Origin of the sequence: Pseudomonas sp. OTU750018 (assembly GCF_011636575.1) — a bacterium.
Lineage (GTDB): Bacteria > Pseudomonadota > Gammaproteobacteria > Pseudomonadales > Pseudomonadaceae > Aquipseudomonas > Aquipseudomonas peli.
Map to the genome: position 1 here is coordinate 1,497,136 of NZ_JAAPAU010000001.1, position 14,343 is coordinate 1,511,478.

At 59.9% G+C, this 14,343-nt stretch carries 14 protein-coding genes; 9 read left to right on the forward strand and 5 right to left on the reverse strand.

Features of this window, described 5'->3' with window-relative positions:
- Positions 1-210 precede the first annotated feature (210 nt).
- Complete coding sequence (locus HCI85_RS07055) at positions 211-873, reverse strand: TetR/AcrR family transcriptional regulator (RefSeq protein ID WP_167143471.1); 663 nt, start codon at positions 871-873, stop codon at positions 211-213.
- Positions 874-1,108: 235 nt separating this feature from the next.
- On the opposite strand from HCI85_RS07055, the gene HCI85_RS07060 reads away from it, so the two are divergent.
- The 6 genes from HCI85_RS07060 (at position 1,109) to ggt (ending at position 7,524) form a co-directional block, all read left to right on the forward strand.
- Entirely contained in the window at positions 1,109-2,551 is a 1,443-nt protein-coding gene (locus tag HCI85_RS07060; protein ID WP_167143474.1) for a coniferyl aldehyde dehydrogenase, read from the forward strand.
- A gap of 52 nt (positions 2,552-2,603) precedes the next feature.
- A complete protein-coding gene (locus HCI85_RS07065) occupies positions 2,604-3,149 on the forward strand; it encodes a twin-arginine translocation pathway signal protein (RefSeq protein WP_167143477.1) in 546 nt (181 codons plus the stop codon).
- Between the two features lie 43 nt (positions 3,150-3,192).
- On the forward strand, positions 3,193-4,788 hold the full coding sequence (locus tag HCI85_RS07070) for a GMC family oxidoreductase (RefSeq protein WP_167143480.1): 1,596 nt from the start codon (positions 3,193-3,195) through the stop codon (positions 4,786-4,788).
- A 122-nt stretch (positions 4,789-4,910) separates the two neighbouring features.
- Positions 4,911-5,390, forward strand: coding sequence for a pantetheine-phosphate adenylyltransferase (gene coaD / locus HCI85_RS07075; protein ID WP_090250212.1), 480 nt, complete (start codon positions 4,911-4,913; stop codon positions 5,388-5,390).
- 173 nt (positions 5,391-5,563) lie between these two features.
- Positions 5,564-5,815 carry a YfhL family 4Fe-4S dicluster ferredoxin gene (locus tag HCI85_RS07080; RefSeq protein WP_090250215.1) on the forward strand — a complete coding sequence of 84 codons (252 nt, stop codon included), beginning with the start codon at positions 5,564-5,566 and terminating at the stop codon, positions 5,813-5,815.
- Complete coding sequence (gene ggt / locus HCI85_RS07085; protein WP_167143483.1) at positions 5,812-7,524, forward strand: gamma-glutamyltransferase; 1,713 nt, start codon at positions 5,812-5,814, stop codon at positions 7,522-7,524. Before HCI85_RS07080 ends, ggt begins: the two co-directional genes overlap by 4 nt.
- An 82-nt stretch (positions 7,525-7,606) precedes the next feature.
- On the opposite strand, the gene HCI85_RS07090 is transcribed toward ggt, so the two are convergent.
- The 4 genes from HCI85_RS07090 to HCI85_RS07105 form a co-directional block, all read right to left on the reverse strand.
- A complete protein-coding gene (locus HCI85_RS07090) occupies positions 7,607-7,945 on the reverse strand; it encodes a multidrug transporter (RefSeq protein ID WP_167143486.1) in 339 nt (112 codons plus the stop codon).
- 76 nt (positions 7,946-8,021) lie between these two features.
- A complete protein-coding gene (locus HCI85_RS07095; RefSeq protein ID WP_090251322.1) occupies positions 8,022-8,600 on the reverse strand; it encodes a lysophospholipid acyltransferase family protein in 579 nt (192 codons plus the stop codon).
- Between the two features lie 82 nt (positions 8,601-8,682).
- Positions 8,683-9,495, reverse strand: coding sequence for a bifunctional DNA-formamidopyrimidine glycosylase/DNA-(apurinic or apyrimidinic site) lyase (gene mutM, locus HCI85_RS07100; RefSeq protein WP_167143489.1), 813 nt, complete (start codon positions 9,493-9,495; stop codon positions 8,683-8,685).
- Positions 9,496-9,575: 80 nt separating this feature from the next.
- Positions 9,576-10,388: an HDOD domain-containing protein gene (locus HCI85_RS07105; RefSeq protein WP_167144312.1), complete on the reverse strand. Its 813-nt coding sequence runs from the start codon at positions 10,386-10,388 to the stop codon at positions 9,576-9,578.
- A gap of 185 nt (positions 10,389-10,573) precedes the next feature.
- Here HCI85_RS07105 and HCI85_RS07110 point away from each other — a divergent pair, with 185 nt between their 5' ends.
- The 3 genes from HCI85_RS07110 to HCI85_RS07120 are packed head-to-tail and all read left to right on the forward strand — an operon-like array spanning position 10,574 to position 14,260.
- The gene (locus tag HCI85_RS07110) at positions 10,574-11,770 is read left to right on the forward strand and encodes a class I SAM-dependent rRNA methyltransferase (protein WP_090250228.1); all 1,197 of its coding nucleotides are present in this window, start codon (positions 10,574-10,576) and stop codon (positions 11,768-11,770) included.
- Positions 11,771-11,828: 58 nt separating this feature from the next.
- A complete protein-coding gene (locus HCI85_RS07115) occupies positions 11,829-13,634 on the forward strand; it encodes a PAS domain-containing sensor histidine kinase (RefSeq protein WP_241693737.1) in 1,806 nt (601 codons plus the stop codon).
- Complete coding sequence (locus tag HCI85_RS07120) at positions 13,631-14,260, forward strand: response regulator (RefSeq protein ID WP_167143492.1); 630 nt, start codon at positions 13,631-13,633, stop codon at positions 14,258-14,260. The genes HCI85_RS07115 and HCI85_RS07120 overlap by 4 nt, the downstream gene beginning before the upstream one ends.
- Positions 14,261-14,343 lie beyond the last annotated feature (83 nt).

Below are 14,343 nucleotides of genomic sequence, written 5' to 3' on the forward strand. Positions count from 1 at the left end.
CCATACAAATGACGCCAAACTTATAGCAAAGACAAGCCACTCATAAGATATAAAGTTAATATTATTTTTAATTCACTAACGCTTAAAACACTCAAGTAACTTTAAATTTACACTCAAGCTAGCTGTGCAGCAGCGACCCCGACGACGCATCGCCAGTAAAGACCCTCATTTCTAATAAAACGCGCAAACCACCAGCCCCGCATCAATAAATCAACTCACTACTCGCTGCAACGGCACATATAACTTGGAGTAAAGAGCCTCTACGGCATCACGCGCCTGCGGCGCTATATAGCCACCTTCCAGCGCCAATACCTGATAGATACCTCGACGCAGCATCTCTTGACTCAGATCGCCAGGATTGCCACGGGTGGTGCAGAGAAAGCGCACCCAGGAGGTCATGATTATCCAACTGTTGAGGGTCAGCGCCTCGATTTGCGCCGCATCCATGAGCAGGATGCCGGCCTCGACAAAGCCCTGATAAATACCCTGCGCGCGCTGTAGGCAGCGCTGCGAGAACAGCTTGTAACGTTCAGCCAGCTCAGGGTCGCTGTCGAGCAGGTGCTCCAGGTCGCGGTGCAGAAAGCGGTAATGCCACATCGCCGCCAACAGCGCTTCGAGGTAAAAGGTCTTGTCCTGCACCGTCAGCGCACGGCCTTCAGGACGGCGCAGAAAGGTATCTACCTGACTTTCATAGAGGGCAAACAACTCGGCGATGATCGCCTGCTTGTTACGGAAGTGGTAGTACAGGTTACCCGGCGAAATCCCCAGGTGCGCCGCGATATGGTTGGTGGTGACACTGCGCTCACCCTGCGCATTAAACAGCGCCAGGCTTTCCTGAATGATGCGTTCGCGGGTTTTCAGTGGGACGGACATAGCGGCTCGATCTCGACTCAAAAGCCCGGCAAAGGTACACGCAGAAACAGCCAAAGTGTTACCCGCACACCAACTGGCATACGGCACCAACTGTTCGATGGGCTGCGTCCGTCGACTGACCCCGGCATCCTATTTGACAGATTAGAGCAATTGCTCTAAAAATCCAGCACACCTTTTCTGCAGCGGCTCAGACCCTCTGAAGCACTGCACTGCTGGAATGCCGAGGAGCAATACCATGGTCGCCGACGTCGCTTACCTTGAACAAAGCCTGCACAACAGCCAACAACAGCTCAGTCAGCTGGAGAACGGCTTTGCCCGGCAGCGTGAGGCGTTCAAGGCAAACCCGATGCCTTCGGCCGAGCAGCGCATCCAGTGGCTCAACGTGCTGCGCGATCTGCTCAGCAACGAACGTGATGCGCTAATCCGCGCTATCTCCCAGGATTTCAGCAACCGCAGCGCTGACGAAACCCTGCTCGCCGAGCTGATGCCTAGCTTGCATGGCATTCACTACGCGACTAAACGCATCAAGAAATGGATGAAGCCTTCACGCCGCAGCGTCGGCATGCAGTTTATGCCCGCCGCCGCCAAGGTCATCTACCAGCCACTGGGCGTGGTTGGTGTGATCGTGCCGTGGAACTACCCGCTGTTCCTCGCCATCGGGCCGCTGGTTGGCGCGCTGTCGGCCGGTAACCGGGTGATGATCAAGATGAGCGAGTCGACACCCGCCACCTCGCAACTGGTCAAAGACCTTTTGGCCAAGGTGTTCCCCGAAGACCTGGTCACCGTGGTGCTGGGCGAAGCGGAAGTCGGCATGGCCTTCTCCAAGCTGCCCTTTGATCACCTGCTGTTCACCGGCGCTACCAGCATCGGCAAGCACGTAATGCGCGCCGCCGCTGACAACCTGACCCCTGTGACGCTGGAACTGGGCGGTAAATCGCCTGCCATCGTCAGTGCTGATGTGCCGCTGAGTGACGCTGCCGAGCGCATCGCCTTCGGCAAAACTATGAACGCCGGCCAGACCTGCGTGGCCCCGGATTATGTGTTGGTGCCGAAAGACCGCGTGGAGGGCTTTGTCGAGGCTTACCGCAATGCTGTGCTGGGCTTCTACCCAACACTTGCCGACAACCCCGACTACACCGCGATTATCAACGAGCGCCAGCAGCAACGCCTGAACAGCTACCTGCAGGACGCCGAAGGCAAGGGCGCAACCATTGTCCCGCTTTATCCCGCGGCTCAGGGCCGACGCATGCCCTATGCCGTATTGCTGAACGTGACGGATGACATGAAGGTGATGCAGGACGAGATCTTCGGCCCGCTGCTGCCGATCATCCCCTACGACAAGCTGGACGACGCGTTCAGCTTTATCAACGAGCGCGACCGACCGCTGGCGCTCTACTACTTCGGCTACGACAAGGGCGAGCAACAGCGCGTGCTGCATGAAACCCACTCAGGCGGCGTATGCATCAACGACACCTTGTTGCACGTGGCTCAGGATGACATGCCCTTCGGCGGCGTCGGCCCATCTGGCATGGGTCACTACCACGGCCATGAAGGCTTTCTCACCTTCAGCAAGGCCAAGGGCGTGTTTATCAAACAGCGCTTCAACGCCGCCAAGATGATCTACCCGCCTTACGGCAAGTCGATCCAGAAGCTGGTGTACAAATTCTTCGTTCGCTAACTCCATCGCGCCCTGGTTACTCAGGGCCATGGCCTGCTCGGTGAAAACAATAATGCCTGACACCACCCTTGAAACGCCCAACCTGAGCCGACGCAGCCTGCTTAAGGTTGGCTTGATGGGCTCAGCCCTGCTTGCGACAGCGGGGCTGACTGCCAGCCTGAGCGGCTGTTCAGCCAGCACGCCAAAAGCCGGTTTTGCGGTGATCCGCGAGTCTGACCTGGCCTTTCTGAATGCCTTAATCCCGGTGATGCTGGCCGGCGCCGTAACCGCGGAACAGCTGCCGCAAGCGGTATCAAACACCCTCGCGAACCTTGATTACAGCCTGAACCACCTATCACCGGAACTGCTCAAACTGACCGTGCAGCTGTTCGATGTACTGGCACTGCCGATCACCCGCGGCCCGCTGACCGGGATTTGGGGTAGCTGGGAGAACGCCTCAAGCGCCGATGTACAGGCCTTCCTCGACCGCTGGCAGAACAGCTCAATCGGCCTGCTGAAAATGGGCCACGCGTCGCTGCTGCAACTGGTGATGATGAGCTGGTACAGCCGCCCAGAGTCATGGGCGCATTGCGGCTACCCCGGCCCGCCGACAGTTTGAACTTGCGGCATCTCTAATAAGAATTCGCCTGAGAGCACCCTAAATGCCTGTACCCGACAGTTTCAAAGAAGGCTTGGCCCGTGGTTGGAAAACCTACAACGGCTCACGGCTGGACAACGACCTGACCCTGGAAGCCGACGTGGCCATCGTTGGTAGCGGAGCCGGTGGCGGCACCACAGCGGAGATTCTCAGCGCTGCCGGATTCAAAGTGCTGCTGATTGAAGAAGGCCCGCTGAAGACCAGCGACGACTTCAAGATGCTCGAAGACAAGGCCTACGCCAGCCTCTATCAGGAAGGCATCGGCCGCATGAGCAAGGACGGCGCCATCACCATCATGCAAGGCCGCGCGGTGGGAGGCACCACGCTAATCAACTGGACCTCGAGCTTCCGCACCCCTGCTCCAACGCTGGAGCACTGGGCCACGGAACATGGCGTCAAAGGCCATAGCCCTGAAGAAATGGCGCCATGGTTCGAGCAAATGGAACAGCGCCTCGGTGTAGCGCCCTGGGCTGTACCGCCAAATGCCAATAACGCGGTGATCAGCAGCGGCTGTGAAAAGTTGGGCTATGAGTGGAAAGTCATACCGCGCAACGTACGCGGCTGCTGGAACCTCGGCTACTGCGGCATGGGCTGCCCGACCAACGCCAAGCAATCGATGCTGGTCACCACCATCCCCGCCACCCTGGAAAAGGGCGGCGAGCTGCTCTATCTCGCCCGCGCCGATAAATTGCTGATCGACGGCGATCACGTTACCGGGATCGAATGCCTCGGCATGGATGAGCGCAGCGTCGCGCCCAATGGCCGCAAAATCACGGTCAAAGCCAAACACTATGTCTTGTCGGGCGGCGGCATCAACACCCCCGGCTTGCTGCTGCGCTCGAATGCGCCAGACCCACATCAGCGCACCGGCAAACGCACTTACCTGCACCTGGTGAACTTCTCTGCAGCCTTGTTCGAGCAGGTGATCAACCCGTTCTACGGCGCACCGCAGTCGATCTACTCCGACCATTTCCAGTGGGACGACGGCACCGCCGGGCGCCTCTCTTACAAGCTCGAAGTGCCACCGCTGCAACCGGCGCTGACAGCGACCCTGCTCGGGCGCTTCGGCATCGACAATGCCATGCGCATGGAACAGCTGCCCAACACCAACGTGATGCTCGCCCTGCTGCGCGACGGCTTCCACCCGGAGAGCGCCGAAGGCCGCGTGGAACTGCGCGGTGACGGCAGCCCGGTGCTCGACTACCAAATGACCGACTACACCTGGGATGGTGTACGCCGCGCCTTCCATACCATGGCCGAAATCCAGTTCGCCGCCGGTGCCAAGGCAGTGCTGCCGCTGCATGCCGATGCCGGTTACGTGAAAACCCTGGCCGAAGCCAAGAGCCTGATCGATAACCTCAGCCTGGAGCTGTACCGCACCCGCCTGGGCAGCGCACACGTGATGGGCGGCTGCGCCATGGGTGAGAACCCGCAGCAGGCCGTCACAGACAGCCTGGGCCGCCACCACCAGCTGAGCAACCTGTCGATCCATGACGGCTCGCTGTTCCCCACCAGTATCGGCGCCAACCCGCAACTGTCGGTCTATGGGCTGACCGCCAAACTTGCGAGCAAACTCGCCGAACGCCTCAAGTCCGCCTGATGGCGAGGTATTCACGGGCCCTTGCCAGCCCGTGAATCGTCTGGATCGGTGGCACCTGACTTGGCCACGGGGAAACGCTGCGCTACCATCCGACTCCCCAACGGACCCGCCAGGACGTCACGATGAATCGAGTGTTATACCCAGGCACCTTCGACCCCATCACCAAGGGGCACGGCGACCTGGTCGAGCGTGCCGCACGGCTGTTCGACAGCGTGATCATTGCGGTCGCGGCCAGCCCGAAGAAGAACCCACTGTTCAGCCTGGAGCAACGCGTTGAGCTGGCACGCGAAGTCACCAAGCACCTGCCGAACGTTGAGGTCGTGGGGTTTTCTACTCTTCTGGCACACTTCGCCAAGGAACAGGGCGCGAATGTATTCCTACGCGGCCTGCGCGCGGTCTCCGACTTCGAATACGAGTTCCAGCTGGCCAACATGAACCGCCAACTGGCCCCCAATGTAGAAAGCTTGTTCCTCACGCCGTCGGAGAAGTACTCATTTATCTCCTCGACCCTGGTGCGCGAAATCGCCGCGCTGGGCGGTGATATCACTAACTTCGTGCACCCAGCCGTGGCTGCCGCACTGACTGAACGTTTCAAGCGCTGACCACTGAAGCCTCTGTTCACGACTGAAACGCTGTTGTTATCCAACTAGGGTGGCGCACTCCAGATCGTGGGCAAGGCGCGTGCATGCGCGGCCCTGATGCGGCACAATTCCTCTCATAGTCTTTTGCACACATCTAGGCTGCGCCTGCGGGCTGCAGCAGGAGTTGTTCTGTCATGTCCTTGATCATCACCGACGACTGCATCAACTGCGACGTCTGCGAACCCGAATGCCCGAATGCGGCGATCTCCCAGGGTGAGGAAATCTACGAGATCGACCCCAACCTGTGCACCGAATGCGTCGGCCACTACGACGAACCACAATGCCAGCAGGTCTGCCCAGTCGATTGCATCCCGCTCGATGAAAACAACGTCGAGAGCAAGGATGAGTTGATGCAGAAGTACCTGATCATTACCGGTAAAGCATGAAGACCGGCCGCCTGATCCGCGGCCTGCTCCCCTGGCGCCCTCTGCTCGGTGCGCTTGCCTTACTGTGTGCCTTTGAGCTGCAGGCCGCCGCTCAGCCTCAACATATCGCCATTGCCAGCGCACACCCTGCCGCCACCGTGGCCGGGCAAGAAACCTTAGCGCTGGGTGGCAATGCTTTTGACGCAGCGGTGGCAATCAGCGCCGCCCTGGCGGTAGTTGAACCTTACGGCTCGGGCCTGGGTGGAGGCGGTTTCTTTCTGCTGCGCGAAGCCGGGGAATCGCCTACCTACCGCTTTCTCGATGCTCGCGAACGCGCCCCGCAAGCCGCCCACGCCGATCTGTACCGGGTCGACGGGGAAATCCGCAAAGACCTTTCGCTGAATGGCGCACTGGCTGCTGCTATCCCCGGCCTGCCGGCCGCACTGGTCGAACTGGCCGAGCGCTTCGGCCGCCTGCCATTGCGCGATTCACTGGCCCCGGCAATCCGACTCGCCAGCAGCGGCGTCAGCATCGACCGGGTCTATCGCGAACGCGCGGGCTGGCGCATCGAGGCCATGCGCCAGGACGGGGAAACAGCGCGGATCTTCCTCGACAAAGGCGAAATACCTGACGAATTCGACCTGCTGCGCCAACCGGAGCTGGCGCGCACCCTCGAACAGCTCGGCAGCCAGGGCCGTCCAGGCTTCTACGCCGGCACGGTCGCGGAGCAGCTGGTCAAGGCCGTAAGGGATGCGGGTGGCATCTGGACGCTCAAGGACCTGGCCGACTATCGCATCGTTGAACGCCAACCCCTGCGTGTCTCATTGAGTAAGGGCCGCGAACTGATCAGCGCACCTCCGCCTTCTGCCGGTGGCATCGCCCTAGGACAAAGCCTGCTGATGCTGCAGCAGCTGCCCTGGCAGACAACCGACCGCGTGCAACGCACACACCTGATCGTCGAAGTACTGCGCCGCGCCTATCGGGATCGCGGCCTGCTGGGTGATCCGGACTTTGTTCATAACCCGACGCAGCACCTGCTGGCACCTGCTTATCTAAAGCAGCTAGTCAGCAGCATCGACCCGCAACGCGCTACCCCAAGTGACAACCTATCGCCCAGCAACACCTGGCATGAAGGCGACCACACCACCCACTTCTCGGTGCTCGACACCGAAGGCAATGCCGTGGCCGCCACCCTGTCGGTCAACCTGCCTTTTGGCGCAGCCTTCACCGCGCCCGGAACCGGCGTATTGTTGAACAACGAGATGGATGACTTTGCCGCCGACGTCCAAGGCAGCAATGCCTACGGCCTGCGCGGTAGCCAGGCCAACAGCATCGCCGCCGGCAAACGGCCGTTATCGAGCATGAGCCCAAGTTTTATCGAAAGTACCGAGGATTTCGCCAGCTTCGGCACGCCAGGCGGCAGCCGAATTCCCAGCATGGTTTTGTTAGCCATGCTGGAGTACCTGGATCATCAGCCGATTGAACAGTGGCCGGCAGCTGTGCGCTTCCACCACCAGTTCCGCCCAGACCTGATCGAACATGAGCCGAACGCCTTCAGCACAGCAGAAACCACGGCACTAGAAGCGCTCGGGCATCAATTGAAATCCACAGGCAGGCAATACGGCAATCAACAGGTGCTGTACTGGCACAAAAAAGACGGGGAAGTTTCAGCGGCAAGCGATCCGCGCGGGATCGGTACGGCGGTGATCACGCCCGTTGAGCCACGCTAATACCGGTTACTAAAAGGCGGGCAGAGAACCTACTAGGGCCGCCAAAGCAAACACTGCAGCAGCCCAGAAGCCGGGAACGTTATCAGTTTTTCTTGTAACCGTTGGTGGTACAACCCAGGCAGCGCACAAATGCTGCTTCGCCAGGCTCAACAACCAGCGCTTTGCCTGCCTCACCAATATTACCGCCCGCGGCCGTAAATGGCAGGCTCACTACAAACACACCAGCCCCAATTACAGTGGCGGCAATTAACAACGGACGTGCAATGAGTAGATCTCCAACCATGGAAAAAGCTGGCGGATATTCAGTGGTATACATAGGGTCGCCACTGCTGTTCTGCTGCGCTACGTCAGCATAAGCCGGCAGCGCCAGCAGGCCAGTGGTCAGCGCCAGAGCAGCAGCGGTTGAGCGGAACAGTTTCATGGGGCGATCCTTCAGCTATTAGGAGGCGGTGAGACTAACTATAACAGTGCATTGGTAATTGTCAGCGTGACGGCCGTCAATCGCCATAAAAGGCATATTCAGGTTTTTTCGGAATAAAGGGCCGATAAAACGCCAGTATTTTCTCGAGATCGGCTGCTTCATCCCCGCTCGGCACAAAAGTCGGACCAATAAAGACGCGGCGATTTTGATAGTCCAACGCCCCGAGCACAATCGGTACGCCAGCGCCGAGGGCGATGTGGTAAAAGCCCATCTTCCAGCGCTCAACCTTTTTGCGCGTCCCTTCGGGTGAAAGGATCAGCATAAATTGCTGATGCTCGCTAAAGGCCCGCACCGCCTGCTCGACTGTATTGCCCTGACGCTCACGGCGAATGGCAATGCCGCCCCACAACCGCATCAGCGCGCCAAAGGGCCAACGAAAGATCGTGTGCTTGCCAAACCAACGGGCATTCAGACGCAGCACGAACTTCACCGCGATAAAGATCACAAAGTCCCAATTGGACGTATGGTGCGCGCCGATCACCACAAATTTATCGAGCTTCGGCAGTTCACCTTCGATGCGCCACCCCATCAGCTTCAGCGCCAGACGCCCGACCCACTCGGCCAGAGGGTTACGGGGTAAATAGTTACCGGACATCACTACCTCGGTCATTCTTATTGTTGTGTTGTTCAGCTCAAACACAGGTGCCAGCGGCCAAAGTTAGCCCGGCAAAAAAGTCTTAGCGTTGGCAGCGCGGACAATACACGCTGGCGCGCTGGCCCAGCTTGACTTCACGTAACGTGCTACCACAAGTCTTGCAAAACTCACCGCCACGCCCGTACACAAACAGCTCCTGCTGAAAATAACCGGGCTGCCCATCACCACCGACAAAATCCCGTAGCGTGGTACCACCGCGCTCGATGGCATAAGCGAGGATGCGTTTGATCTCATCCGCCAGTTTCAGATAACGCGCCCGCGACACTGAGCCGGCCTCGCGGCGCGGGTCGATACCGGCAGCAAACAGCGCCTCGCTCGCGTAGATATTGCCCACCCCGACCACCACGGCGTTGTCCATGATGAAGGGCTTGATCGCCATGGCCCGGCCACGAGACAGTTGAAACAGCCGCTCGCCGTCAAACAGATCGGTCAACGGTTCCGGTCCCAGCTTGCTGAGCAGCACATGGCTAAGCGGATCACTGCTCCAAAGCAGCGCACCGAAGCGCCGCGGATCGGTGTAGCGCAAGGCCAAACCGGACTCCAGTTCGATATCCACATGCTCATGCTTGGCCGCCGGCAGGCCCACTTCGACCAGACGCAGGCTGCCAGACATGCCCAGGTGGCTGATCAAACTCCCGGTCTCGGCCCTGATCAGCAGGTACTTGGCACGCCGCTCGACACACTCGATGCGTTGCCCGGACAGCTGGATATCCAAATCTTCGGGAATCGGCCAGCGCAAGCGCCGCTCGCGCACGATGACACGACTGACGCGCTGGCCCTCAAGGTAGGGGGCGATGCCACGGCGGGTGGTTTCTACTTCTGGAAGTTCGGGCATGGCAGGTCGTCAGGTGAGCCGAAAAAACGGGCGCTCACCTTAGCAGGAATGGGTAAAAGCAACGAGTCAGGCAGCCCGGGCTAACTTGCACCCATGTCACGGATGCTCTCGCGCAGGTTCTCGAAGTCATACTCCGACAACCCGACATATTCCAGCACCAGCTGTTCGATGCTCTGCCATTCAAAGTCATCGGGCTGGTTACCCAAGACGCGATAGCTCGAGCAAATGTGCTCGGCCATTTTGAGAATCGCCAACAGGGTTTTCAGCTGCGCATCACGACTGGAGTCCTCGGTAAAAATCGCCAACGCGTTATGGTGACTGGCAATCGCTTCACACAGGTGCAGAGGCAAGTTCCATGATTTCGCCGTGAAGTACCCCACTACCGCATGGTTGGTGTTCAGCAGGCGGTTCTCGGTATCCACCACACGGCGCTCATCGGTCGCACTGGCGTAGGCTTCTTCAAGTACGGTCATGTAATTGGGGAAGCGCTTGATCATCAGCGGGATGCCACAGTTGTGGAACAAGCCGAGGGTGTAGGCCTCATCGGGGGAGTGATAACCGATGCGCTTGGCCAGCGTCAGGCAGGTCATGGCCACATCCTGAGCGGTGTCCCAGAACCGGTTGAGGGTGACGATGGCCTCATCCGTCAACTCACCACGGATCGACTGCGCGTTGATCAGGTTGATCACCGTGTTGCAGCCCAGCAGATTGACCGCCTGTTGGATCGAGGCAATGCGATTGGTCAGGCCGAAGAACGGTGAGTTCACCAGTTTCAGTAGCGCACCGGACAGCCCCGGGTCGTGGCTGATCAATTTGGCGATCGTCCGCAGATCCGGGTTCGGCATCACCTGCTCCATCTGCAAGTCCACCATGATCTGCGGCTGCGGTGGCACGCTGATGCCCTGCAGCACCTGCTGGATATATTCGGCGGAGAGCTCTTGAGACATGACGGGCACAACCGGTATGAGAGGTAGTAGACAGTCTAGCTAAACCCACAACACTTCCACAGACGACTTTTGTAACCGACCTAAGGCGGCGCAACCCGCTATAATTCCGATCTTTTTTCGGAGTTCCCAGCATGTCCATGCCCAGCCTGCGCCTGAAAGCCAACGCCGATCGACGCCTGCGCGCCGGCCATTTGTGGGTGTACAGCAACGAAATTGACGTTGCCGCCACGCCGTTGAGCGGTTTTGCCGCTGGCGATCAAGCCGTGCTCGAAGCCGCAGGGGGTAAGCCGCTGGGTATTGTCGCAATGAGCCCGAACAACCTCATCTGCGCGCGCCTGCTCTCGCGTGACGTCAAGCACGTGTTGGACAAATCCCTGCTGGTGCATCGCCTGAACGTCGCCCTGTCGCTGCGTGAGCGGCTGTTCGATAAACCCTGCTACCGCCTGGTGTACGGCGATTCCGATCTGCTGCCGGGCCTGGTGGTCGACCGTTTCTTTGACATTCTGGTGGTGCAACTGGCTTCCGCCACCATGGAACGCCACAAGGACGACGTGCTCGCCGCCCTGATCCAGGTGTGCAAACCCAGCGGCATCCTGCTCAAGAACGACTCCGCTGCCCGCGATGCCGAAGGCCTCGCGCGTTATGTGGAAACCCCATTCGGAGTGGTGCCGGAATGGGTTGCCCTGGAAGAGAACGGTGTGAAGTTTGAAGCGCCAGTGATCGAAGGACAGAAGACCGGCTGGTTCTACGACCACCGCATGAACCGCGCGCGCCTGGCGCCTTACGTCAAAGGCAAGCGCGTACTCGACCTGTTCAGCTATATCGGCGGCTGGGGCGTGCAGGCTGCCGCCTTCGGTGCTAGCGACGTGATGTGCGTGGACGCCTCCGGTTTCGCCCTCGACGGCGTGGAGCGCAACGCTGCACTGAATGGTTTGACCGACCAGGTTGCCTGCGTCGAAGGCGATGTGTTTGAAGCGCTGAAACAGCTCAAGGCCTCGGAAGAGCGCTTCGACGTGATCGTCGCCGACCCACCCGCCTTTATCAAACGCAAGAAAGACCAGAAGAACGGCGAAGGCGCCTACCGCCGTCTTAATGAACAGGCGATGCGCCTGCTCAACAAGGACGGCATCCTGATCAGCGCCAGCTGCTCCATGCACCTGGAAGAAGACAACCTGCAGAACATCCTGCTGACCAGCGCGCGCCATCTGGACCGCAATATCCAGCTGCTCGAACGCGGCGCTCAAGGCCCAGACCACCCGGTGCACCCAGCCATCGCCGAGACCCGTTACATCAAGAGTCTTACGGTGCGTCTGCTGCCCAACAGCTGATCCAGCAGCCTTACACAACTTGACCCATACTGGACAAGCTTGGGCCAAGGGGGTGAGCGTGAGCGATTGCACACAGGACGAGGCACTGTTCAGCAAGATCTTCGAATCAGCGCCACTGGGTATGGCGCTGATCGACTCGAACGGACGACTGCAGCACATCAATACGGCACTGGCGCAGCTGCTTCAGTGTTCGTCGCAGGCGCTGCTGGGGATGACCCTGGAAGACCTGCTGCACCCGCAGGACCGCGGCGTTTGTCGCTATGCCCGCGAGCAGGCGAGGCGTAAGCAAACGGATACACCCTGCGGAGAAGTACGCCTCCAGCGCGGCGAGGACGATTATCTGTGGTCCCGGCTCAGCCTCTGCCCCGTGTCGACCGGCGACAGCCCCACCAGCCATTACCTGATTCGCGTGGAGCTGCCCCGCACCACCCAGGAACGCGCCGAACAGATCTACCTGCTCAGCTTTGCCCTGGATTACATCACGGACGGCGTGCTGTTACTGGATGATCAGCTATGCATCCGTTATATCAACGAGGCCGCCAGCCGCCTGCTCGGTCAAGCCAGGCCGTACTTGCTGGGCCAGGCCATTGGCCAGGCATTGGCACCGCTCGCCCGACACAGTGACGAGGAGCTGCACGATGTCATCGACAGGCGGCACGCGCTCTCTCTGGACCTGGTCCATCCGGCGGACAACAGCCATCACAACATCTCGGTCCAGTTCAACCGGTTTCTCTATGACCGACGAGACTACAGCCTGGCGCTTATTCACGATGTCACTGACCAGCAACGCATGGCAGCAACCTTGCGTCAGAGCGAACGCCAGTTCCGTGTGCTGATTGAAAACACCCACGACGCGATTGGCCGGCTCACCCCAGACTTTCGCTTGATCTATGCCAACCCGGCGCTGGAAGCGCTCTGCCAGCTGCCGTTGGTCGAGGCCCGTGGCCGTCCGGCACGGGAGGCCTTCGGCGACAACTCGCAGGTCGACATCCTCGCTGACATGGTGCGCGAGGTGGCCAACAGCGCCACCTCGATCGAGCAGGAACTGATCCACGGCATCGACGGCCCGCCCGACCAGCAACATCATTACCTCGTGCAACTGGTCCCGGAACTCAACTCCGACGGCGAGGTGAATAGCGTGCTGTCGATGGCCCGCGACATCACCGGCATCCGCAAGACCGAGCGGCGCCTCTCGGAAAGTAACCAGCAATTGCGTGAGCTGACCAGCCGACGCGAATCGGCACGCGAGGAAGAGCGCAAACTGATCGCCCAGGAAATCCATGACGAGCTGGGCCAGCATCTCACCGCCCTGCGCATGGGCATCTCAATGCTGCGCTTGCAGTTCGGCGAGCAGGCTCCTGGCCTGAACGATAAAGTCTTGCACCTGATGGGCCTGTGCGATCGCACCATCCAGGTGGTCCGCTCCATCGCCACCAGCCTGCGCCCCGCCGCGCTTAACATGGGGTTGTACCCGGCGCTGGAGTGGCTGATTGGCGAGTTCCGCCAGCACAGCCAAATCCATTGCGATTTCACCACCCATACCGGCGAGCCGCGGCTTAGCGACGAACAAGCGACGAAAGCCTTCCGCGTGGTCCAGGAAGCCCTCAACAACATTGCCCGGCATTCCGGCGCCAGCCGCGCCCAGATCAGCCTTGAGCAACTCGATGACGTCTATCGGCTGGACATCACCGATAACGGGCGCGGGTTCGACACCGACCGGGTCAATAAACGCTCATTAGGCCTGGCGGGCATGCGCGAACGGGGGATCAGCCTGGGCGGCGAGGTCGTGATTTTCAGCCACCCGGGACAGGGCACCACCGTGCAAGCCACCTTTCCCGCTACGCCGCCCGAGGAGGCACCGTGATCCGTATTCTCATCGCTGACGACCACGCAATCATGCGGGGCGGGCTCAAACAACTGATCGAATTCGATCGACACCTGCAGGTCGTTGCGGAGGCGGAGAACGGCAGCCAGGTGCTCGAGCGGCTGCGCGACACAGCGGTCGACCTGCTGCTGCTGGACATGAGCATGCCTGGCCTGAGCGGCGAAGACCTGATCGCCCGCATACGTACCCATCACGCCAAGCTGCCTATTCTGGTGCTGAGCATGCACAACGAACCGCAGATCGCCCAGCGCGCACTCAAGGCCGGTGCGGCTGGCTACCTGACCAAGGATCACAACCCGGAAACCCTGCTCGCGGTGATCCACCGCACGGCGGCCGGGGGACGCTACCTGGACCCACGCATCGCCGAACAACTCGCCTTTGCCGGCACTGCAACCGGCGAGAGCACCCTCAAGGACCTCTCGGACCGCGAATACCAGATCCTGCGTATGCTCGCCCAAGGCCTGAGCGTCAACCAGATCGCCGAACACCTGGTGATCAGCAACAAGACCGTCAGCACCCACAAGGCCCGACTGATGGAAAAAATGGGCTTCAGCTGCAACGCCGAAATCATCAAGTACGCCATGGCCCAGGGCCTGACCGAGTAGGGAAAACCCTACAAAAAAGCAGGATGTCCCGACGCCATCATCGGAATCCTCCGATAGTTCAACCCGCCGCCTGACTCCATTCT